Annotated in this window: 21 protein-coding genes and 2 pseudogenes; 16 read left to right on the top strand and 7 right to left on the bottom strand. The window is 52.5% G+C overall.

Going from position 1 to position 21,201, the window contains the following annotated elements; all coding sequences use genetic code 11:
- The first annotated feature begins 208 nt into the window (after nt 1-208).
- Nucleotides 209-880, top strand: a pseudogene (locus IUJ45_RS06705) (IS1595 family transposase).
- A gap of 53 nt (nt 881-933) precedes the next feature.
- Nucleotides 934-1,485: a hypothetical protein gene (locus tag IUJ45_RS06710; RefSeq protein WP_002215327.1), complete on the top strand. Its 552-nt coding sequence runs from the start codon at nt 934-936 to the stop codon at nt 1,483-1,485.
- 275 nt (nt 1,486-1,760) lie between these two features.
- Here IUJ45_RS06710 and IUJ45_RS06715 read toward each other — a convergent pair.
- The 4 genes and pseudogenes from IUJ45_RS06715 to IUJ45_RS06730 all read right to left on the bottom strand — a co-directional run bounded on the left by IUJ45_RS06715 (nt 1,761) and on the right by IUJ45_RS06730 (nt 4,554).
- Nucleotides 1,761-2,452 (bottom strand): annotated as a pseudogene (locus IUJ45_RS06715) (C39 family peptidase).
- 258 nt (nt 2,453-2,710) lie between these two features.
- The gene (locus IUJ45_RS06720) at nt 2,711-3,526 is read right to left on the bottom strand and encodes a hypothetical protein (protein WP_228372550.1); all 816 of its coding nucleotides are present in this window, start codon (nt 3,524-3,526) and stop codon (nt 2,711-2,713) included.
- A 30-nt stretch (nt 3,527-3,556) separates the two neighbouring features.
- Nucleotides 3,557-3,715, bottom strand: coding sequence for a hypothetical protein (locus IUJ45_RS06725; RefSeq protein WP_002215333.1), 159 nt, complete (start codon nt 3,713-3,715; stop codon nt 3,557-3,559).
- Nucleotides 3,712-4,554, bottom strand: coding sequence for a GNAT family N-acetyltransferase (locus tag IUJ45_RS06730; RefSeq protein WP_002239426.1), 843 nt, complete (start codon nt 4,552-4,554; stop codon nt 3,712-3,714). The genes IUJ45_RS06725 and IUJ45_RS06730 overlap by 4 nt, the downstream gene beginning before the upstream one ends.
- Before the next feature lie 65 nt (nt 4,555-4,619).
- Here IUJ45_RS06730 and IUJ45_RS06735 point away from each other — a divergent pair, with 65 nt between their 5' ends.
- From IUJ45_RS06735 to IUJ45_RS06750, 4 genes are all read left to right on the top strand, one after another.
- The gene (locus IUJ45_RS06735) at nt 4,620-4,760 is read left to right on the top strand and encodes a hypothetical protein (protein ID WP_153309789.1); all 141 of its coding nucleotides are present in this window, start codon (nt 4,620-4,622) and stop codon (nt 4,758-4,760) included.
- Nucleotides 4,761-4,789: 29 nt separating this feature from the next.
- Entirely contained in the window at nt 4,790-5,710 is a 921-nt protein-coding gene (gene pyrB / locus IUJ45_RS06740; RefSeq protein WP_002215336.1) for an aspartate carbamoyltransferase, read from the top strand.
- 9 nt (nt 5,711-5,719) lie between these two features.
- Nucleotides 5,720-6,178, top strand: a complete 459-nt coding sequence (gene pyrI, locus IUJ45_RS06745) for an aspartate carbamoyltransferase regulatory subunit (protein WP_002245782.1) — start codon at nt 5,720-5,722, stop codon at nt 6,176-6,178.
- 64 nt (nt 6,179-6,242) lie between these two features.
- Entirely contained in the window at nt 6,243-6,908 is a 666-nt protein-coding gene (locus IUJ45_RS06750) for a hypothetical protein (protein WP_002218543.1), read from the top strand.
- 62 nt (nt 6,909-6,970) lie between these two features.
- On the opposite strand, the gene IUJ45_RS06755 is transcribed toward IUJ45_RS06750, so the two are convergent.
- Nucleotides 6,971-8,188, bottom strand: a complete 1,218-nt coding sequence (locus tag IUJ45_RS06755) for a LysM peptidoglycan-binding domain-containing protein (RefSeq protein WP_002221827.1) — start codon at nt 8,186-8,188, stop codon at nt 6,971-6,973.
- 183 nt (nt 8,189-8,371) lie between these two features.
- Here IUJ45_RS06755 and def point away from each other — a divergent pair, with 183 nt between their 5' ends.
- The 9 genes from def (at nt 8,372) to topA (ending at nt 19,324) form a co-directional block, all read left to right on the top strand.
- Entirely contained in the window at nt 8,372-8,875 is a 504-nt protein-coding gene (gene def, locus IUJ45_RS06760) for a peptide deformylase (protein WP_002216218.1), read from the top strand.
- An 86-nt stretch (nt 8,876-8,961) separates the two neighbouring features.
- Nucleotides 8,962-9,888, top strand: a complete 927-nt coding sequence (gene fmt, locus IUJ45_RS06765) for a methionyl-tRNA formyltransferase (protein WP_002245783.1) — start codon at nt 8,962-8,964, stop codon at nt 9,886-9,888.
- A gap of 78 nt (nt 9,889-9,966) precedes the next feature.
- Nucleotides 9,967-11,226 carry a 16S rRNA (cytosine(967)-C(5))-methyltransferase RsmB gene (rsmB, locus tag IUJ45_RS06770; protein ID WP_002245784.1) on the top strand — a complete coding sequence of 420 codons (1,260 nt, stop codon included), beginning with the start codon at nt 9,967-9,969 and terminating at the stop codon, nt 11,224-11,226.
- Nucleotides 11,192-11,791 carry a DUF4390 domain-containing protein gene (locus IUJ45_RS06775; RefSeq protein WP_002216221.1) on the top strand — a complete coding sequence of 200 codons (600 nt, stop codon included), beginning with the start codon at nt 11,192-11,194 and terminating at the stop codon, nt 11,789-11,791. The genes rsmB and IUJ45_RS06775 overlap by 35 nt, the downstream gene beginning before the upstream one ends.
- Nucleotides 11,791-13,911 carry a sensor histidine kinase gene (locus tag IUJ45_RS06780; protein ID WP_002245785.1) on the top strand — a complete coding sequence of 707 codons (2,121 nt, stop codon included), beginning with the start codon at nt 11,791-11,793 and terminating at the stop codon, nt 13,909-13,911. Before IUJ45_RS06775 ends, IUJ45_RS06780 begins: the two co-directional genes overlap by 1 nt.
- On the top strand, nt 13,904-15,181 hold the full coding sequence (locus tag IUJ45_RS06785) for a sigma-54-dependent transcriptional regulator (RefSeq protein ID WP_002245786.1): 1,278 nt from the start codon (nt 13,904-13,906) through the stop codon (nt 15,179-15,181). The genes IUJ45_RS06780 and IUJ45_RS06785 overlap by 8 nt, the downstream gene beginning before the upstream one ends.
- A 90-nt stretch (nt 15,182-15,271) precedes the next feature.
- Nucleotides 15,272-16,459, top strand: a complete 1,188-nt coding sequence (dprA, locus tag IUJ45_RS06790) for a DNA-processing protein DprA (RefSeq protein WP_002245787.1) — start codon at nt 15,272-15,274, stop codon at nt 16,457-16,459.
- 25 nt (nt 16,460-16,484) lie between these two features.
- Nucleotides 16,485-16,946 carry a Smg family protein gene (locus tag IUJ45_RS06795; RefSeq protein WP_002215351.1) on the top strand — a complete coding sequence of 154 codons (462 nt, stop codon included), beginning with the start codon at nt 16,485-16,487 and terminating at the stop codon, nt 16,944-16,946.
- A gap of 71 nt (nt 16,947-17,017) precedes the next feature.
- The gene (topA, locus tag IUJ45_RS06800) at nt 17,018-19,324 is read left to right on the top strand and encodes a type I DNA topoisomerase (RefSeq protein ID WP_002245788.1); all 2,307 of its coding nucleotides are present in this window, start codon (nt 17,018-17,020) and stop codon (nt 19,322-19,324) included.
- A gap of 72 nt (nt 19,325-19,396) precedes the next feature.
- Here the strand turns inward: topA and IUJ45_RS06805 are convergent, their stop codons facing one another.
- Nucleotides 19,397-20,092, bottom strand: a complete 696-nt coding sequence (locus IUJ45_RS06805) for a hypothetical protein (protein ID WP_002245789.1) — start codon at nt 20,090-20,092, stop codon at nt 19,397-19,399.
- A 19-nt stretch (nt 20,093-20,111) separates the two neighbouring features.
- Nucleotides 20,112-20,663, bottom strand: coding sequence for a hypothetical protein (locus tag IUJ45_RS06810; protein ID WP_002230190.1), 552 nt, complete (start codon nt 20,661-20,663; stop codon nt 20,112-20,114).
- A gap of 118 nt (nt 20,664-20,781) precedes the next feature.
- On the opposite strand from IUJ45_RS06810, the gene IUJ45_RS06815 reads away from it, so the two are divergent.
- The gene (locus tag IUJ45_RS06815) at nt 20,782-21,162 is read left to right on the top strand and encodes a helix-turn-helix domain-containing protein (protein ID WP_002239423.1); all 381 of its coding nucleotides are present in this window, start codon (nt 20,782-20,784) and stop codon (nt 21,160-21,162) included.
- The last annotated feature ends 39 nt before the right edge of the window (nt 21,163-21,201 follow it).

Raw genomic sequence — 21,201 nt, forward strand, 5'->3', positions numbered from 1 at the left:
ATTACAGAAATTTGGAACCGGTTTGATGTCCATTTGATGAACGCGGCGGAATATTCTGTAAAAATATGATTTAAATTAATAGTTTGATATTTTACCTGCAAACCGCCTTTTTTGGCGCAAAATTACACGGTTTTATGACTTAGGCTAAATTTATTTTGGGGCTGTCCTAGATAACTAGGGAAATTCAAATTAAGTTAGAATTATCCCTATGAGAAAAAGTCGTCTAAGCCGGTATAAACAAAATAAACTCATTGAGCTATTTGTCGCAGGTGTAACTGCAAGAACAGCAGCAGAGTTAGTAGGCATTAATAAAAATACCGCAGCCTATTATTTTCATCGTTTACGATTACTTATTTATCAAAACAGTCCGCATTTGGAAATGTTTGATGGCGAAGTAGAAGCAGATGAAAGTTATTTTGGCGGACAACGCAAAGGCAAACGCGGTCGCGGTGCTGCCGGTAAAGTCGCCGTATTCGGTCTTTTGAAGCGAAATGGTAAGGTTTATACGGTTACAGTACCGAATACTCAAACCGCTACTTTATTTCCTATTATCCGTGAACAAGTGAAACCTGACAGCATTGTTTATACGGATTGTTATCGTAGCTATGATGTATTAGATGTGAGCGAATTTAGCCATTTTAGCTTCGCTGAAACTTCGTTTTCGTATCAATCACAGCACACATTTTGCCGAACGACAAAACCATATTAATGGAATTGAGAACTTTTGGAACCAGGCAAAACGTCATTTACGCAAGTTTAACGGCATTCCCAAAGCGCATTTTGAGCTGTATTTAAAGGAGTGCGAATGGCGTTTTAACAACAGTGAGATAAAAGTTCTTGTTCCATTTTAAAACAATTAGTAAAACCGAGTTTATCCTAGTTATCTAGGACAGCCCCTTATTTTTTGTTCGGCGGCTTGCGTGGTCGGGTAAAATGAAAGTTTTGAACGGTTGGTCGGACAGGAAGATGTGGCGGGTTTTGAGTGCTTTGCCGATAGGCGTGGTGTTTTTTGATTTGATCTACGGTTTTGTGTTGAATGTGTTGCAGGGTTTGGATTTGCAGCGTGCCGTGCCGGATTCGGAAGGCGTGTTGGCGGTTACGCCCGATATTGCATTCAACAGTTTGCAGATTGTCGCCAACGGCGGTATGGCGGCGGTGGTCTGTTTCGGGTTGGCGGTTGTGTTTTTGCTCAACCGTTCGGTGCGGCGGCGGCAGGTGTTGGAAATCGGGGTGTTCCGGATGTTGGGGCTGGTGGCGGTATTGGCGTTCAGCGCGCCGTCGGTGTGGGAGTGGGCGAACGCGCTGCCGCTGCTGCTGAAGGGCGCGGACGTGGTCAATACGGGGAATGCGCGTTATGTGCTGACGGCTTTGTGTATGCCCTTTCCTGCGGTGTCGTGCGTCATCGGGCTGGTGGGGCGGTTCAGGCTTCAGACGGCATCGGGCAGGGCGGCAAAGTCAGGGGGTGCGGGCAAGGCGGACGGATAGGACGCATTTTTCAGCGGGTGCGTCGAGAAGCAGCCGATGTGTTTGGCAGCCGCAGCTTGGGGGGTGTAGTGCTAATGGCGGTTTCTTTGCTTTTATAGTGGATTAACAAAAACCAGTACGGCGTTGCCTCGCCTTAGCTCAAAGAGAACGATTCTCTAAGGTGCTGAAGCACCAAGTGAATCGGTTCCGTACTATTTGTACTGTCTGCGGCTTCGTCGCCTTGTCCTGATTTTTGTTAATCCACTATATAAAATAAATGGGCAAAAATCGGTTTATTATCGTTTTTGCCGCATTTGGATTTGTTCTACCGTAAAACGTGTTTGACGAACGGGATTCTTATTAAAAAACATCTGATTTCTAACAAAATCAGTATTTTTTGGCACGATGGCTAAAATTTTTCCTTCCATTTCGCCATCACGTGTTTTCCATGCGCTCAAGAATTGTGATTTGCTCATTGAGACGTGCCCCAGCGATGGATCAGCCAGCAAAACAGTTTCTCCGTTAATACCGTTCAATACCGAAAAATGGTTGTTTTTACGGTATTTTAAATACACAATTACAGGAATTTTTAGTTGTACCAACTGTTCAAATGGCAAAGCATAACCTTGTGCTTCAAAACCCAGTTCGGGCATTATGCGTTGCATATCATCAAAAGAAGCACGCATTTGGGTTTTATCCATTTTGTCCAAGATTTCCGCTTCAGAATAATGTCTGCCATAAAAATTATTCAGTAACGTGGCAATCGAAGCCGCGCCGCAAGAAAAATCCAAATCTTGTTTTACTATGCCGGAATCTCGCCGTGCTTTCCAACTCCGTACATGGATGTTTTGGTAAGAAGCGGGGGGTCAACAAACATGGGCCAAGCAAAAACTATATTTGGGGCGAAACCAATCAAAGCCGCATAATTTATCAATTTATAAAGATTTTTTATCATAATATGTATACGCGGAATAAACGCATGAAACATAAAAAAATAAAATCATATGCAATTTTATTGCATGAATAAATATGAATAAAATAGATAATGATGGGAGTAAATACGCCATGTATTTTGGAAGTTTAAATTTATTAATAATAAAATAATTTATCGTAGCGCAAATAAATCCCAAAATTGGAACGATTAGAAAAAAAATTAATACACCCATCATCATGCAAACTCTATATTAATAAATAGCTAACTAATTCTATTGTGGAAATTAGTTAGCTAACTAAAAGTTATTAATGATTATTTTCGAGAATTGACTGCATTGTTGGCAGCATTGGCACCAAAACCTAGTGCATGAATACCCGGTCTCCATGCCAAATTCCCAGCCAATCCGCCTCCGGCAGCAGCAGCCAGCCCTGTTGCCGCTACTCCTGTTGCCGCACCGATTCCTGCCGCAGTAGCCGCGCCTTGCGCAGTTCCTAATTTACCATGATTATACAAATTAGCACCATGATACCCCCATGCACCTAATGCACCGCCAAAAGCAGCGGCTGCAATAATGGGAACAAATTCACCTTGTGTTTCTTTCATTTCAGCCTGTGATAATTGAATTGCTTTCACATTTTGGCTGTCAAAAACTTGGCTGTCTAAATTTTGCGCCATTACAGGTGTAATCATCATAGCCATTACAGTTGCAATTTTCGTTGCGCTGGTTTGCACATAAATAGGATTAGCAAATTCGCTTTGATTGCGTTCAGTGTTGATGTAGCTAATACTGCTTTCTAGTTTGAATTTACCCTTGTCAGTCAATAATTCTTCCAAACTTAAAGGTAAGTCAGCATAAGCAATTTGGCTGGCAACAGTCAAAATAAAATCTATTAGACATTTGTGTTTTTGCATCATTTCGTTTGATTTTCTAGTTTTTGAGAATGATACAAAGTTTTTTACAAAGTAAAAAGTCACTCTGAAAAACATTTTTTCATTATAAATCAAAATATTGATAGAATAAATAGCGAGCATCGATTCACGGTGTACTTTAGTGCAAAGCGTACAACGCGAGCCTGAACCACCAGCCGCAACAGGAAAAGAAAGCCGATAGAGTGCAATGCTTGCCAACGTGCAAGCGAGCTTGCAAGAACGCTTGGCTCAACGAGAGCAGGCAAGACAGAAAGCAGAAAGCAGGATAGGAGCGGTAACGCAAAGGTCTCGGGCTTTGATTTCGCCGTAAACCTGAGTGCCGCCTTGTCCGGAAAGGGTGCAGGCGGCGAGTGCCGACAGGGTGCAGATGGGGAGGGGGGTTTTCATTTGGGGTCGCAACGGAAGTGGTATGCGCAGATTTCAAAACCGTTTTTGAAATACAGGCGGTGCGCGTCGGCACGGTCGTGGTTGACGTGGACGTTGAGGTGGATTTTGGTAACCCCTGTTTCCGCACCGATTTTGCGGACTTCTTCCAAAAGGCGCGAGGCGTAGCCTTTGCGGCGGCTTTGCGGCAGGGTAACGATGTCATCGATGTGGATGTGGCGGCCGCTGGCGAGGGTGCAGGCTTCGCGGAAGCCGCAGACGGCGACGGCATTGTGTTTGCCTTCTTCAAAAATACCCAGCAGGCGGTAGCCTTGGGGGCGTTGGACTTTGTTGATCTGTTCGGTAAAGCGGTTGATGTCGGTCAGGGCGGAACGCAAAACGCTCAAGGCTGCAAAGGCGGTGGCGGTGTCGTCCGCGCCGATTTCGCGCAAAACGTAGGATGCGCCCGAGGCGGTCTGTTCCTGTGCTTTCTCGGCGGCGTGTTTTTCTTCGATTGCCTGTGCCAGCATGACGTGTTCGTCGGCAGGGTTGTTTTGTCCGCCCTGTTCGCGTTCTTCGAGCAGGGCTTTGCAGTCGATGACGCGCAGGTCGTTGTCGGCGGCAAAGTCCATCAGGAAGCGGAACATTTGGGGGTTGTCGGTTTCCAGTTTTTTATCGACGGCGACGCAGCGGATGTTGTCCACCAGCATGGGGCGCACCCATTTCGAGTAGGAAAGCCTGTTGTCTTTGGTAAACGAGGACAGAATGCCGCACAGGCGTTCCGCCCAGTCGCTGGGACGGAAAATCTTGCCGGAACTCGTTGTGCCGTGGATGACGACTTCGTAGGGGTTGCAGACTAACATGGCGGCTTCCTGAAAAGAAATGTCTGGCGCGATTATACCTTATGCTTATGCGGGCGTGTTTGGATATGCCGTCTGAAAAGTACGGGATTCGTGCGGTAAAACTTTGCGGCGGCAAATGTGCGATAATACGCGCCGTATTGCCGCTTTTGCGAAGCTGTTCCGCAAACATACGGGCGGCGTGGACGTATAACCGGATACCCGCCTGACGCGGGTTTTTTACGGAAGGGGGGCAAAAATGCCTAATCCGCTTTACAGACAGCATATCATCTCCATTTCGGATTTGTCGCGCGAACAGTTGGAATGCCTGCTTCAGACGGCATTGAAGCTGAAGGCGCATCCGCGCGGCGACCTGTTGGAAGGCAAACTTATCGGTTCGTGCTTTTTCGAGCCGTCCACGCGCACGAGGCTGTCGTTTGAAACGGCGGTGCAGCGTTTGGGCGGCAAGGTCATCGGTTTCTCGGACGGCGCGAATACCAGTGCCAAAAAAGGCGAGACGCTTGCCGATACCGCCCGCATCATTTCCGGATATACTGATGCTATCATCCAACGCCACCCCAAAGACGGCGCGGCGCGCGTGGCAGCGGAGTTTTCGCGCGTCCCCGTTATCAACGCCGGCGACGGCACGAACCAGCACCCCAGTCAGACGCTGCTCGACCTGGTTACCATTTATGAAACACAGGGACGTTTGGACAAGCTCAAAATCGCCATGGCGGGCGACTTGAAATACGGACGTACCGTGCATTCGCTTTGTCAGGCGTTGAAACGCTGGAATTGTGAATTTGCCTTTGTTTCGCCGCCCAGCCTAGCCATGCCCGACTATATTACCGAAGAGTTGGACGAAGCCGGCTGCCGATACCGTATCCTCGGTAGTTTGGAAGAAGCGGCGGAATGGGCGGATATCCTGTATATGACCCGCGTCCAGCGCGAACGTTTCGACGAACAGGAATTTGCCAAAATCCAAGGCAAATTCAACCTCGAAGCGTCTATGCTCGCCCGCGCCAAACCGAACCTGCGCGTGCTGCACCCCCTGCCGCGCGTGGACGAAATCCATCCCGATGTCGATGCCACGCCGCACGCCTATTATTTCGAGCAGGCGACCAACGGCGTTTATGCGCGTATGGCGATATTGTCGCTGGTGTTGAACGAAGAAGTGTGAGGAACCGATATGGAAACCCCGAAACTCAGTGTCGAAGCCATTGAAAAAGGTACGGTTATCGACCATATTCCCGCCGGCAGGGGGCTGACCATCCTGCGCCAGTTCAAACTTTTGCACTACGGCAACGCGGTAACCGTGGGCTTCAACCTGCCCAGCAAAACCCAAGGCAGCAAAGACATCATCAAAATCAAAGGCGTGTGCTTGGACGACAAAGCCGCCGACCGCCTCGCCCTGTTCGCCCCCGAAGCGGTGGTCAACACCATCGACCATTTCAAGGTCGTGCAGAAGCGGCATTTGAACCTGCCCGATGAAATTGCCGAAGTGTTCCGTTGCCCGAACACCAATTGCGCCAGCCACGGCGAGCCGGTCAAAAGCCGGTTTTATGTTAAAAAACACAACGGGCAGACGCGGCTGAAATGCCACTACTGCGAAAAAACCTACAGCCGGGATTCGGTGGCGGAAGCCTGACGGATTCCCTTAAACCGAGTGGGCGGCATTTCGTCTGCCGCTTGTTTTGCCAATCTGAAATGGAATGATGATGCACGCTTCTGTCCAAAGCCGTTTCGCACCGATACTTTATGTTTTGATTTTCTTTGCCGGTTTTTTGACCGCGCAAATCTGGTTCAATCAGAAAGCCTATACTGAAGAGCTGCCTCCGCTTCTGTCCGCATTGTCCGCCGTCGCGCTGGTGTGGCTGGCGTGGGCGTTCGTGTCGGCGCGTTCAAAGGCTAAGGCGGAAAAGTTCTACCGCGAAAAAATGATACAGAACGAAAGCATACACCCCGTCCTGCACGCTTCTTTGCAACACTTGGAACACAAGCCGCAAATGCTCGCCCTGCTGGTCAAAAACCACGGCAAAGGGATGGCGGAACAGGTCAGGTTCAAGGCGGAAGTGCTGCCCGACGACGAAGACGCGCGCACGATTGCCGCCGAGTTGGCAAAAATGGATATGTTTGCATTGGGGACGGACGCGGTCGCCTCGGGCGAAACCTATGGACGCGTGTTCGCCGATATTTTCGAGTTGTCGGCGGCTTTGGAAGGGCGCGCGTTCAAAGGAATGTTGAAACTGACGGCGGAATATAAAAACATCTTCGGCGATGCCTGCCGTTCGGAAACGGCGTTGGAGTTGGGCGCGCTCAATCAGGCGTTGCAGGAGATTTCAAAAACATCGGAAAAGTCCAAACGGATATTTTATTGAAGATGGAAAAATGCCGTCTGAAACGGAAGGTGTTTCAGACGGCATTTTTGTCGGATGATTAATTATTCGGAGCGGTTGAAGCCAAACTTCACGCGGCTGCGGCCCTGATCCGGTATATTGTCCAAATCGCGTCCCGGATTGGCGGCGGTGTCGCCTACGGAAATATCGGAGATGTTTTCCAAAATGATGGCGGACGACAGGTGTTCGGAGGTGCGGTAAACCATTGCCAAGCCCACTTCTTCGGCAGGAGTGGAAATCAGCTCGACGGTATCCCTGCTTTTGAAATTGTTGGAGAGGTCGACCTGCATCGTTTTCTTGCGTTTGTAGAGGCTCAAAACCGTGCCTTTGTCCAAACCGTCCGCCTCGCCTTTGTCGATGGTGATGGTTTGAAACTGGCCGGCAATCCTTGTGCCTTCAAACACGGAAACGATTTTAGCCTGAACCGGGCGGGACGGTTCGTGCGGCATCATGTTGAAGCGGTCGGTGTCTTCCGGCATTTTCATCAGGTAGTCGCCCTGCTGTATTTCGGAAATGGCGGTTTCGACCACCAGCGGCTGTATCGAAGGGGTGCGCAGCGGGGTAATCAAAGGATGGGTGCGGGTATGGTATTCGTTGTCTTTCGGCCGTTCTCCAGCCTGTTTCGAGCGTTGTTCGAGGACAGAGTCGGTATAGTCGAGGGAGCGCACGATGCCGCTGAATGCGACTTCCTGCCCGAGGAATTTACCCGTATCCGGATCGGTGATGTTTTTATTGATTCGGTAGGTCAGGTAGCGGCCCGGCTCTTTCAGGCCTTTGGTGTAAACCCTGGTGCCTTTGGTGTACAGCAGCCTGCCTTCCGGGCCCGAGAGCAGGCGCGGCGCGGCAGCGGTTTCTTTGCGGGAAACGATTTGCGGGTGCCGCATAAAGATGCGGTAGAAGTTGACATCGATGGCGGGAATACCGTATCCGGACACTTCCTTATCCGGACTCATTTTGACGACGGGGATGCCGTCTGTCTGTTCCAAGCCGAGGCGCGGTTCGCCGTCAACGTGGCGCAACACCAATACCTGGTCCGGATAAATCAGGTCGGGATTGTGGATTTGATCCCGGTTCGCGTCCCACAGGCGGCCCCATTGCCACGGGCTGTACAGGTATTTGCCCGAAATGCCCCACAGGGTGTCGCCCTGTTTGACCGTGTAGCGTTCCGGCGCGTTCGGGCGCACCTCCAAATTTGCCGCCAAAGTTTGTGTTGAGAATGCCATACCTGCCGCGCAGAGCAGGGTTATAATACGACGTTGCATAACCGTTCCCCTTATCTGATAAATTTCGGTTTGTCTTGCTTGATTGGGTTGGAAAAAGCGGCGGCAGCCCCTCGGGATGTGCCGCGTGATAAAAAATGTTCCGCATTTTAACATCGAATTATCCGCACCATCACGGTAATTATGAAAAACAGGCGGCGTATCCGCCGAAGGAAAGAGAAAATTATGGCTTTATTGAATATCTTGCAATATCCCGACGAGCGTCTGCACACGGTGGCAAAGCCTGTCGAACAAGTTGACGAGCGCATCCGGAAGCTGATTGCCGATATGTTTGAAACGATGTACGAATCGCGCGGCATCGGGCTGGCGGCGACGCAGGTCGATGTGCACGAGCGCGTGGTCGTGATGGATTTGACCGAAGACCGCAGCGAACCGCGCGTGTTCATCAACCCCGTCATCGTTGAAAAAGACGGCGAAACCACTTACGAAGAGGGCTGCCTGTCCGTGCCGGGCATTTACGACACCGTAACCCGCGCCGAACGCGTCAAGGTCGAGGCTTTGAACGAAAAAGGCGAAAAGTTCACGCTGGAGGCGGACGGCTTGTTGGCGATTTGCGTGCAGCACGAGTTGGACCACCTGATGGGCATCGTGTTTGTCGAACGCCTTTCACAACTCAAGCAGGGGCGGATTAAGACCAAGCTGAAAAAACGTCAGAAACATACGATTTGACCCTTTTGCCGTGCCGTCTGAACGCTGCAAAGTTTTCAGACGGCACGGTCTTGTCCGACAACCTTACGCATACGCAGGAATATGCTATGAAAGTCATCTTTGCCGGCACGCCCGATTTTGCCGCCGCCGCCTTAAAAGCCGTTGCCGCCGCCGGTTTTGAAATTCCGCTGGTGCTGACCCAGCCCGACCGTCCGAAAGGGCGCGGTATGCAACTGACTGCCCCGCCCGTCAAACAAGCCGCGCTGGAACTCGGTTTGCGCGTCGAACAGCCCGAAAAGCTGCGCAACAACGCGGAAGCCCTGCAAATGCTCAAAGAGGTCGAGGCAGACGTAATGGTGGTTGCCGCCTACGGTTTGATTCTGCCGCAGGAAGTGTTGGATACGCCGAAACACGGCTGCCTCAACATCCACGCTTCGCTGTTACCCCGTTGGCGTGGCGCGGCGCCGATTCAACGCGCGATTGAAGCCGGCGATGCCGAGACAGGCGTGTGTATTATGCAGATGGACATCGGTTTGGACACCGGCGATGTGGTCAGCGAACACCGCTACGCCATCCAACCGACCGATACCGCCAACGAAGTCCACGACGCGCTGATGGAAATCGGTGCGGCGGCGGTTGTTGCCGATTTGCAACAGCTTCAAAGCAAAGGCCGTCTGAACGCGGTCAAACAGCCCGAAGAAGGTGTTACTTACGCGCAAAAATTGAGCAAAGAAGAGGCGCGTATCGATTGGAGCAAAAGCGCGGCGGTTATCGAACGCAAAATCCGCGCCTTCAACCCCGTGCCTGCCGCGTGGGTTGAGTATCAGGGCAAGCCGATGAAAATCCGGCGCGCCGAAGTGGTGGCGCAACAAGGCGCGGCAGGCGAAGTGTTGTCCTGTTCGGCGGACGGTTTGGTCGTTGCCTGCGGCGAAAACGCGCTGAAGATTACCGAATTGCAGCCTGCCGGCGGCAGGCGGATGAATATCGCGGCGTTTGCAGCAGGACGGCATATCGAAGCAGGGACGAAGCTGTAAATCCCTTCAGACGGCATTCCGATCCGCAAACGGGAATGCCGCCTGAAACCATCAGTCGAAGAAAGCGAATCACATAATATGAGTATGGCACTTGCCCAAAAACTTGCCGCCGACAGCATTGCGGCGGTTGCCGAAGGACGCAACCTTCAGGACGTGTTGGCGCAAATCCGCACCGCGCATCCCGACCTTACGGCGCAGGAAAACGGCGCGTTGCAGGACATCGCCTACGGCTGCCAGCGTTATTTGGGCAGTTTGAAACATATGCTCGCGCAGATGCTGAAAAAGCCGATTGGCAATCCGCAGCTCGAAAGTCTGCTTTTGGCGGCGTTGTACCAACTGCATTACACGCGCAACGCGCCGCATGCTGTGGTCAACGAAGCTGTTGAAAGCATCGCCAAAATTGGACGCGGGCAGTACCGTTCGTTTGCCAACGCGATTTTGCGCCGCTTTTTGCGCGAACGCGACAAGCTTGCGGCTTCCTGCAAAAAAGACGATGTGGCGAAACACAACCTGCCGCTGTGGTGGGTGGCTTACTTGAAAAACCATTATCCGAAACACTGGCACAACATCGCCGCCGCGCTGCAATCCCATCCGCCGATGACGTTGCGCGTCAACCGCCGACACGGCAACGCCGAAAGCTATTTGGAAAAACTGGCTGCGGAAGGCATTGCGGCAAAGGCGTTGGACGAATATGCGGTTACGTTGGAAGAAGCCGTGCCGGTGAACCGCCTGCCCGGTTTTTCAGACGGCATTGTTTCGGTACAGGACTTCGGCGCGCAGCAGGCGGCGTATCTCCTTAACCCGAAAGACGGCGAACGGATTTTGGACGCGTGCGCCGCGCCGGGCGGCAAGACGGGGCATATCTTGGAACTGGCGGATTGCCGCGTTACCGCCTTGGACATTGATGCAGGCCGTCTGAAGCGTGTGGAGGACAATATCGCCCGTTTGGGCTTTCAGACGGCATCGGCGGCGTGTGCCGATGCGCGGGATTTGGCGGCGTGGTATGATGGAAAGCCTTTCGACACAATCCTTGCCGACGTGCCATGCACCGCTTCCGGCGTGGCGCGGCGCAATCCCGACGTGAAATGGCTGCGCCGTCCGACCGACGCGCTCAAAACCGCCCGCCAGCAGGAAGCCCTGCTGGACGCACTTTGGCAGACGCTGAAACAGGGCGGCAGAATGCTGCTTGCCACCTGTTCCGTGTTCGTCGAAGAAAACGACGGGCAATTGCAAAAATTCCTCAACCGCCATGCCGATGCCGAACCGATCGAATCGCGGGTGCTTTTACCGAACAAACACCAAGATGGCTTTTATTACGCGCTTATTCAAAAGCATTAAACAATGGCTTGTGCTGCTGCCGATGCTTTCCGTTTTGCCGGACGCGGCGGCGGAGGGGATAGATGTGAGCCGCGCCGAAGCGAGGATAACCGACGGCGGGCAGCTTTCCATCAGCAGCCGCTTCCAAACCGAGCTGCCCGACCAGCTCCAACAGGCGTTGCGCCGGGGCGTGCCGCTCAACTTTACCTTAAGCTGGCAGCTTTCCGCCCCGATAATCGCTTCTTATCGGTTTAAATTGGGGCAACTGATTGGCGATGACGACAATATTGACTACAAACTGAGTTTCCATCCGCTGACCAACCGCTACCGCGTTACCGTCGGCGCGTTTTCGACAGACTACGACACCTTGGATGCGGCATTGCGCGCGACCGGCGCGGTTGCCAACTGGAAAGTCCTGAACAAAGGCGCGCTGTCCGGTGCGGAAGCAGGGGAAACCAAGGCGGAAATCCGCCTGACGCTGTCCACTTCAAAACTGCCCAAGCCTTTTCAAATCAATGCATTGACTTCTCAAAACTGGCATTTGGATTCGGGTTGGAAACCTCTAAACATCATCGGGAACAAATAATGCGCCGTTTTCTACCGATCGCAGCCATATGCGCCGTCGTCCTGTTGTACGGACTGACGGCGGCAACCGGCAGCACCAGTTCGCTGGCGGATTATTTCTGGTGGATTGTTGCGTTCAGCGCAATGCTGCTGCTGGTGTTGTCCGCCGTTTTGGCACGTTATGTCATATTGCTGTTGAAAGACAGGCGCGACGGCGTATTCGGTTCGCAGATTGCCAAACGCCTTTCCGGGATGTTTACGCTGGTTGCCGTACTGCCCGGCGTGTTTCTGTTCGGCGTTTCCGCACAGTTTATCAACGGCACGATTAATTCGTGGTTCGGCAACGATACCCACGAGGCGCTTGAACGCAGCCTCAATTTGAGCAAGTCCGCATTGAATCTGGCGGCAGACAACGCCCTTGGCAACGCCATCCCCGTGCAGATAGACCTCATCGGCGCGGCTTCCCTGCCCGGGGATATGGGCAGGGTGCTGGAACATTACGCCGGCAGCGGTTTTGCCCAGCTTGCCCTGTACAATGCCGCAAGCGGCAAAATCGAAAAAAGCATCAACCCGCACAAGCTCGATCAGCCGTTTCCAGGTAAGGCGCGTTGGGAAAAAATCCAACAGGCGGGTTCGGTCAGGGATTTGGAAAGCATAGGCGGCGTATTGTACGCGCAGGGCTGGCTGTCGGCAGGTACGCACAACGGGCGCGATTACGCCTTGTTTTTCCGTCAGCCGGTTCCCAAAGGCGTGGCAGAGGATGCCGTCTTAATCGAAAAGGCAAGGGCGAAATATGCTGAGTTGAGTTACAGCAAAAAAGGTTTGCAGACCTTTTTCCTGGCAACCCTGCTGATTGCCTCGCTGCTGTCGATTTTTCTTGCACTGGTCATGGCACTGTATTTCGCCCGCCGTTTCGTCGAACCCGTCCTATCGCTTGCCGAGGGGGCGAAGGCGGTGGCGCAAGGCGATTTCAGCCAGACGCGCCCCGTGTTGCGCAACGACGAGTTCGGACGCTTGACCAAGTTGTTCAACCACATGACCGAGCAGCTTTCCATCGCCAAAGAAGCAGACGAGCGCAACCGCCGGCGCGAGGAAGCCGCCAGACATTATCTCGAATGCGTGTTGGAGGGGCTGACCACGGGCGTGGTGGTGTTTGACGAACAAGGCTGTCTGAAAACCTTCAACAAAGCGGCGGAACAGATTTTGGGGATGCCGCTTACCCCCCTGTGGGGCAGCAGCCGGCACGGTTGGCACGGCGTTTCGGCGCAGCAGTCCCTGCTTGCCGAAGTGTTTGCCGCCATCGGCGCGGCGGCAGGTACGGACAAACCGGTCCATGTGAAATATGCCGCGCCGGACGATGCCAAAATCCTGCTGGGCAAGGCAACCGTCCTGCCCGAAGACAACGGCAACGGCGTGGTAATGGTGATTGACGACATCACCGTTTTGATACACGCGCAAAAAGAAGCCGCGTGGGGCGAAGTGGCAAAACGGCTGGCACACGAAATCCGCAATCCGCTCACGCCCATCCAGCTTTCTGCCGAACGGCTGGCGTGGAAATTGGGCGGGAAGCTGGACGAGCAGGACGCGCAAATCCTGACACGTTCGACCGACACCATCATCAAACAAGTGGCGGCATTAAAAGAAATGGTCGAGGCATTCCGCAATTACGCGCGTTCCCCTTCGCTCAAATTGGAAAATCAGGATTTGAACGCCTTAATCGGCGATGTGTTGGCATTGTACGAAGCTGGTCCGTGCCGGTTTGCGGCGGAACTTGCCGGCGAACCGCTGATGATGGCGGCGGATACGACCGCCATGCGGCAGGTGCTGCACAATATTTTCAAAAATGCCGCCGAAGCGGCGGAAGAAGCCGATGTGCCCGAAGTCAGGGTAAAATCGGAAGCGGGGCAGGACGGACGGATTGTCCTGACAGTTTGCGACAACGGCAAGGGGTTCGGCAGGGAAATGCTGCACAATGCCTTCGAGCCGTATGTAACGGACAAACCGGCTGGAACGGGATTGGGACTGCCCGTGGTGAAAAAAATCATTGAAGAACACGGCGGCCGCATCAGCCTGAGCAATCAGGATGCGGGCGGCGCGTGTGTCAGAATCATCTTGCCAAAAACGGTAGAAACTTATGCGTAGCAGCGATATTTTAATTGTAGACGACGAAATCGGCATCCGCGACCTGCTGTCGGAAATCCTGCAGGACGAAGGTTATTCGGTCGCATTGGCGGAAAACGCCGAAGAGGCGCGCAAGCTGCGCCATCAGGCGCGCCCCGCGATGGTGCTGCTGGATATTTGGATGCCTGATTGCGACGGCATCACCCTTTTGAAGGAGTGGGCGAAAAACGGGCAGCTCAATATGCCGGTGGTGATGATGAGCGGGCATGCCAGCATCGATACCGCCGTAGAAGCGACCAAAATCGGCGCGCTCGACTTTTTGGAAAAACCGATTTCCCTGCAAAAGCTGCTGTCTGCCGTCGAAAACGCGTTGAAGTACGGTGCGGCGCAAACCGAAACGGGGCCTGTATTCGACAAGCTGGGCAACAGTGCGGCGATTCAGGAAATGAACCGTGAGGTAGGGGCTGCGGTGAAATGTGCCTCTCCCGTACTTTTGACGGGCGAGGCGGGTTCGCCGTTTGAAACGGTGGCACGCTATTTCCATAAAAACGGTACGCCGTGGGTCAGCCCGGCAAGGGTCGAATATCTGATCGATATGCCGATGGAACTGTTGCAGAAGGCGGAGGGCGGCGTTTTGTATGTCGGCGACATCGCCCAGTACAGCCGCAACATCCAAGCCGGCATTGCCTTTATTGTCGGAAAGGCGGAACACCGCCGCGTCAGGGTGGTCGCATCGGGCAGCAGGGCGGCAGGTTCAGACGGCATTGCCTGCGAGGAAAAGCTGGCGGAACTGCTGTCGGAATCGGTCGTCCGTATTCCGCCCCTGCGTATGCAGCATGAAGACATTCCCTTCCTGATACAGGGGATTACCTGCAATGTGGCGGAAAGCCAAAAGATTGCGCCTGCCTCATTCAGTGAAGATGCGCTTGCCGCATTGACCCGTTATGAATGGCCGGGAAATTTTGACCAGTTGAGCAGTGTCGTTGCAACGCTGTTGTTGGAGGCGGACGGGCAGGAAATCGGTGCAGGGGCGGTTTCTTCCCTTTTGGGGCAGAATGTGCCTGCCGAGGGAGCGGAAGATATGGTGGGCGGGTTTAATTTCAACCTGCCCCTGCGCGAATTGAGGGAGGAGGTGGAGCGGCGTTATTTCGAGTACCACATCGCCCAAGAAGGTCAGAATATGAGCAAAGTGGCGCAGAAAGTCGGTTTGGAACGCACGCACCTTTACCGCAAACTCAAACAGCTCGGCATCGGCGTTTCGCGCCGGGCGGGGGAAAAAACCGAAGAATAAGCCCGGACGGCCGGTTTTCCGGTTGCGGGCTTTTGTTTTCAGACGGCATTTGGTGCAAATGCCGTCTGAAATCGTAAGGGGACGGATTTTATGACAGAGGACGAACGTTTCGCGTGGCTGCAATTGGCGTTTACGCCCTATATCGGCGCGGAAAGTTTCCTGCTGCTGATGCGCCGTTTCGGCAGCGCGCAAAATGCCCTGTCCGCACCGGCGGAACAGGTGGCGGCACTGATACGGCACAAACAGGCGCTTGAGGCTTGGCGCAATGCGGAAAAACGCGCTCTGGCGCGGCAGGCGGCAGAAGCGGCGTTGGAATGGGAAATGCGGGACGGATGCCGCCTGATGCTGCTTCAGGATGAAGATTTCCCCGAAATGCTGACGCAGGGGCTGACCGCGCCGCCGGTTTTGTTTTTGCGCGGCAACGTGCGGCTGCTGCACAAGCCTTCCGCCGCCATCGTCGGCAGCCGCCATGCCACGCCGCAGGCGATGCGGATTGCCAAAGATTTCGGCAAGTCGTTGGGCGGGCAAAATATCCCCGTTGTGTCGGGTATGGCTTCCGGTATCGATACTGCCGCCCATCAGGGCGCACTGGAGGCAGAAGGCGGCACCATCGCCGTGTGGGGGACGGGTATAGACCGCATTTACCCGCCGTCCAATAAAAACCTTGCCTATGAAATCGCCGAAAAAGGATTGATTGTCAGCGAGTTTCCCATCGGTACGCGCCCGTATGCCGGCAATTTTCCGCGCCGCAACCGCCTGATTGCCGCCCTGTCGCAAGTAACGCTGGTGGTTGAAGCCGCCTTGGAATCCGGTTCGCTGATTACCGCCGGCCTGGCGGCAGAAATGGGGCGCGAAGTGATGGCGGTACCCGGTTCGATAGACAATCCGCACAGCAAAGGCTGCCACAAACTGATTAAAGACGGCGCAAAATTGGTGGAATGCCTGGACGACATCCTGAACGAATGCCCGGGGCTATTGCAAAATACGGGTGCTTCATCATATTCTATAAATAAGGATACGCCCGACACGGGACGCCGCGCCGTTCAGACGGCATACGCCCCGCCGCCTGCCGCAAAAATGCCGTCTGAAGCGGCGGCAGGCGGCACAGCCGTCGGCGGCATACTGGATAAAATGGGTTTCGACCCCATCCATCCCGACGTGCTTGCCGGACAGTTGGCTATGCCTGCCGCAGATTTGTATGCCGCACTGTTGGAATTGGAATTGGACGGCAGCGTTGCCGCAATGCCCGGCGGCAGATACCAGCGTATCCGAACTTGAACGCACTTTATATTAAGGAACACGAATGACCGAAGTCATCGCCTACCTCATCGAACATTTCCAAGATTTCGATACCTGTCCGCCGCCCGAAGACTTGGGTATGCTGCTTGAAGAAGCGGGTTTCGATACGATGGAAATCGGCAACACCCTGATGATGATGGAAGTATTGCTCAACAGCTCCGAATTTTCCGCCGAACCCGCCGACAGCGGCGCATTGCGCGTGTACAGCAAAGAAGAAACCGACAACCTGCCGCAGGAAGTGATGGGGCTGATGCAGTATCTGATTGAAGAAAAAGCCGTCAGCTGCGAACAGCGGGAAATCATCATCCACGCGCTGATGCACATCCCCGGCGACGAAATTACCGTAGATACCGCCAAAGTGCTGACCCTGCTGCTTTTATGGGCAAACAAGAGCGAGCTGCCCGTGTTGGTCGGCGACGAGCTGATGAGCGCGCTTTTACTCGACAACAAACCCACGATGAACTGAAGCGGCTTCAGACGGCCCGCCCGAGGCCGTCTGAAACGCCGGCATCAAAACCACCATCCAGAGAACGACAAATGGCGAAAAACCTATTAATCGTCGAATCCCCGTCCAAAGCCAAAACCCTGAAAAAATATTTGGGCGGCGATTTTGAAATCCTTGCATCCTACGGACACGTCCGCGACCTCGTCCCCAAAAGCGGCGCGGTCGATCCCGACAACGGCTTTGCGATGAAATACCAACTCATCAGCCGCAACGGCAAACACGTCGATGCCATCGTCGCCGGTGCCAAAGAAGCTGAAAACATCTACCTCGCCACCGACCCGGATAGGGAAGGCGAAGCCATTTCCTGGCATCTTTTGGAAATCCTCAAATCCAAACGCGGCTTGAAAAACATCAAGCCGCAGCGTGTCGTGTTCCACGAAATCACCAAAAACGCCGTGCTCGATGCCGTCGCCAATCCGCGCGAAATCGAAATGGACTTGGTCGATGCGCAACAAGCCCGTCGCGCTTTGGACTATTTGGTCGGCTTTAACCTTTCGCCATTGTTATGGAAAAAAATCCGCCGCGGTTTGAGCGCGGGTCGTGTGCAAAGTCCCGCTTTGCGCCTGATTTGCGAACGCGAAAACGAAATCCGCGCGTTTGAAGCGCGGGAATATTGGACGGTGCATCTCGACAGCCACAAAGGCCGCAGCAAGTTCACCGCCAAACTCGCCCAATACAACGGCGCGAAACTCGAACAATTCGACCTGCCGAACGAAGCCGCGCAAGCCGACGTGTTGAAAGAACTCGAAGGCAAAGAGGCCGTCGTTACCGCCATTGAAAAGAAAAAGCGCAGCCGCAATCCCGCCGCGCCGTTCACCACTTCTACCATGCAGCAGGATGCTGTGCGCAAACTCGGCTTCACCACCGACCGCACCATGCGTACCGCCCAACAGCTTTATGAAGGTATAGACGTAGGGCAGGGCGCGATCGGTCTGATTACCTATATGCGTACCGACAGCGTGAATTTGGCGGATGAAGCGTTAACCGAAATCCGCCATTACATCGAAAACAAAATCGGCAAAGAATATCTGCCGAGTGCCGCCAAACAATACAAAACCAAATCCAAAAACGCCCAAGAAGCGCACGAAGCGATCCGCCCGACTTCCGTGTACCGCACGCCCGAAAGCGTCAAACCCTTCCTGAGCGCAGACCAGTTCAAACTCTATCAAATGATTTGGCAGCGCACCGTCGCCTGTCAGATGACGCCTGCCAAATTCGACCAAACCACCGTCGATATTACCGTCGGCAAAGGCGTATTCCGCGTAACCGGACAAGTGCAAACCTTCGCAGGCTTCCTTAGCGTTTACGAAGAAAGCAGCGACGACGAAGAGAGTGAAGACAGCAAAAAACTGCCCGAAATGAGCGAAGGCGACAAATTGCCCGTGGATAAACTTTACGGCGAACAACACTTTACCACTCCGCCGCCGCGCTACAACGAAGCGACGCTGGTTAAAGCCCTTGAAGAATACGGCATCGGCCGCCCTTCGACCTACGCCAGCATCATCTCCACGCTCAAAGACCGCGAATACGTTACCCTTGAGCAAAAACGCTTCATGCCCACCGACACAGGCGACATCGTCAACAAATTCCTGACCGAACACTTCGCCCAATACGTCGATTACCACTTCACCGCCAAACTCGAAGACCAGCTTGACGAAATTGCCGACGGCAAACGCCAATGGATTCCCGTGATGGACAAATTCTGGAAGCCGTTTATCAAGCAAGTGGAAGAAAAAGAGGGCATCGAACGCGCCAAATTTACCACGCAGGAACTCGACGAAACCTGCCCCAAATGCGGCGGACACAAACTGCAAATCAAGTTCGGCAAAATGGGTCGCTTCGTCGCCTGCGCCGGCTATCCCGAGTGCAGCTACACGCGCAATGTCAACGAAACCGCCGAAGAAGCTGCCGAACGCATCGCCAAAGCCGAAGCCGAACAGGCAGAACTCGACGGACGCGAGTGCCCGAAATGTGGCGGTCGCCTAGTGTACAAATACAGCCGCACCGGCAGCAAATTCATCGGCTGCGCCAACTATCCGAAATGCAAACACGTCGAGCCGCTGGAAAAACCGAAAGATACCGGCGTCCAGTGTCCGCAATGCAAAAAAGGCAACCTCGTCGAGCGCAAATCCCGCTACGGCAAACTGTTTTACAGTTGCAGCACCTATCCCGACTGCAACTACGCCACTTGGAACCCGCCCGTTGCCGAAGAATGCCCGAACTGCCATTGGCCGGTCTTGACCATCAAAACCACCAAACGCTGGGGCGTGGAAAAAGTTTGTCCGCAAAAAGAATGCGGCTGGAAAGAACAGATTGAACCGCCTGCACCGAAAGAGTGAGATTAGGTTGGTTTGAAAGAGAAAAGGTCGTCTGAAAAATTTTCAGACGACCTTTGCTTTTCTGTGATTGGTTTATTGGAATCCGCGTGTTGTTTTAAAGTCCGATAAAATCCGGTTCATTTCAGGCGCAAACAAGGCGATGTAATCGTAAGATAGACCGCGACTGGCACTGGGATGGGGAAAGCAGACGACTTCGCAATCTTCAAACGATTGGAATTTGACATTGAAACGTGTACCGTCAAATTCTTTTTGCACCGTCTCCAGCGGTTTGGTCTGCTTACCGACCAACTGCTCGAAGCGTGGCAGTACATTTTGGTTGTTCAGAAAATCCGCCAACCTGCTGCCCATGAAGAGGATGACTTTCGGACGCAGTTTTTCGATGTGGTAGAGAAAATTATCGATGTGCTCGGGTTGTGTGAACTTGTCGGGATTGTCGATAGTGTTGCCCTGTGTAGCAGCCCAGTTGGTTTGAACCAGGGATTTTTCAAATGCACCGCCCAATCCATTTTCGTCTAAGGGGTGTCCCCACATTTCAAACCAATTTTTTATCGTATTGTCGTAACGCCACTTTTTTGCCTGCTCTCCGAAATAGAGGGATTTGTTTGCAAATGTATGGTCGATTTTGTTTTCAGGGAGTTTGTATTCACCTGCTACATAAGCAGCCTCATCGGCTTTACTCCAACCCCATTCATAGCCACAAATCATTAAGCCATGTTTGTCGTTGTAGCCTTTGAACAGGCTGTTGCTCAAATTCAAATCCTTCATCATGAACTCTTCCTTTTAAAATTTAAGAGCGATTGACTTCAATGTTTTTAGATGGGGTGGAAAAATCCTTGTGTAGGCAACATAAATTCAATAAATTTCTTGATAATTCGAAACCTACTAATAGCGCACCTATAAAAGCTTTTTCATTACGTTCAGCATGACGGTCACGTCGTTCATATTTTTTACGCTTGCTGTTCCCTGTTATTACAGCTAAGCCAAGTGATATGGCGAGAATTGCCCAAACAATAGTACTTAATAACAATTTTCCCCATACTATCAATAGGGAAAGAAAAAACCTTTTAGTATTAGGTCGATAGATTATAATCCATGCCCATGAAAATGCAATAAGAGTTATACATAAGATACAAGCTGATAGGATTTCTTTATTTTTAATTAAATAACTTAGGGCGATGAGGATGACAGGTGTCAAGAAAACAATAGTTACATCCCGATAGCTATAAAAGAAAACTGCCCCATTTTGAATGTGGAAATGTGCACAGAATCCAATATAGCTAAGGATAATAGTTAATATAATAAAAAAAGACCACCAAGGGTGAAGAGATAGGAATTCCATGTTTTCCCTTTTTTTGTAAAAAGGAAAAAATCTTATCTAATAGTTAATTGCCTAACCAGCCAGAAGAAGTTTAAAATCTATCCCAATAATTCAACCATCTATACAGAAAGTTCAGCTTATGGAAACCCACGAAAAAATCCGCCTGATGCGCGAATTGAATAAATGGTCCCAGGAGGATATGGCGGAAAAGCTGGCGATGTCGGCAGGCGGGTATGCCAAAATCGAACGAGGCGAAACGCAGTTGAATATCCCGCGTTTGGAGCAGTTGGCGCAGATTTTCAAAATTGATATGTGGGACTTGCTCAAATCGGGCGGCGGCGGGATGGTGTTGCAGATTAACGATGTGGATACCAACAGCGGGGAATTTGCAATCTATACCGCTCAGGATGCATCGGTAAAGCTGGATTTGTTAAAAATGGAATTAAAACACTGTAAAGAAATGTTGGAACACAAAGACAAAGAAATCGAGCTGCTCCGCAAGCTGACCGAAACCGTTTAAACAGATATGCCGTCTGAAAAAAGTTTTCAGACGGCATAT

The organism is Neisseria meningitidis, assembly GCF_022869645.1.
Taxonomy (GTDB): Bacteria; Pseudomonadota; Gammaproteobacteria; order Burkholderiales; family Neisseriaceae; genus Neisseria; species Neisseria meningitidis.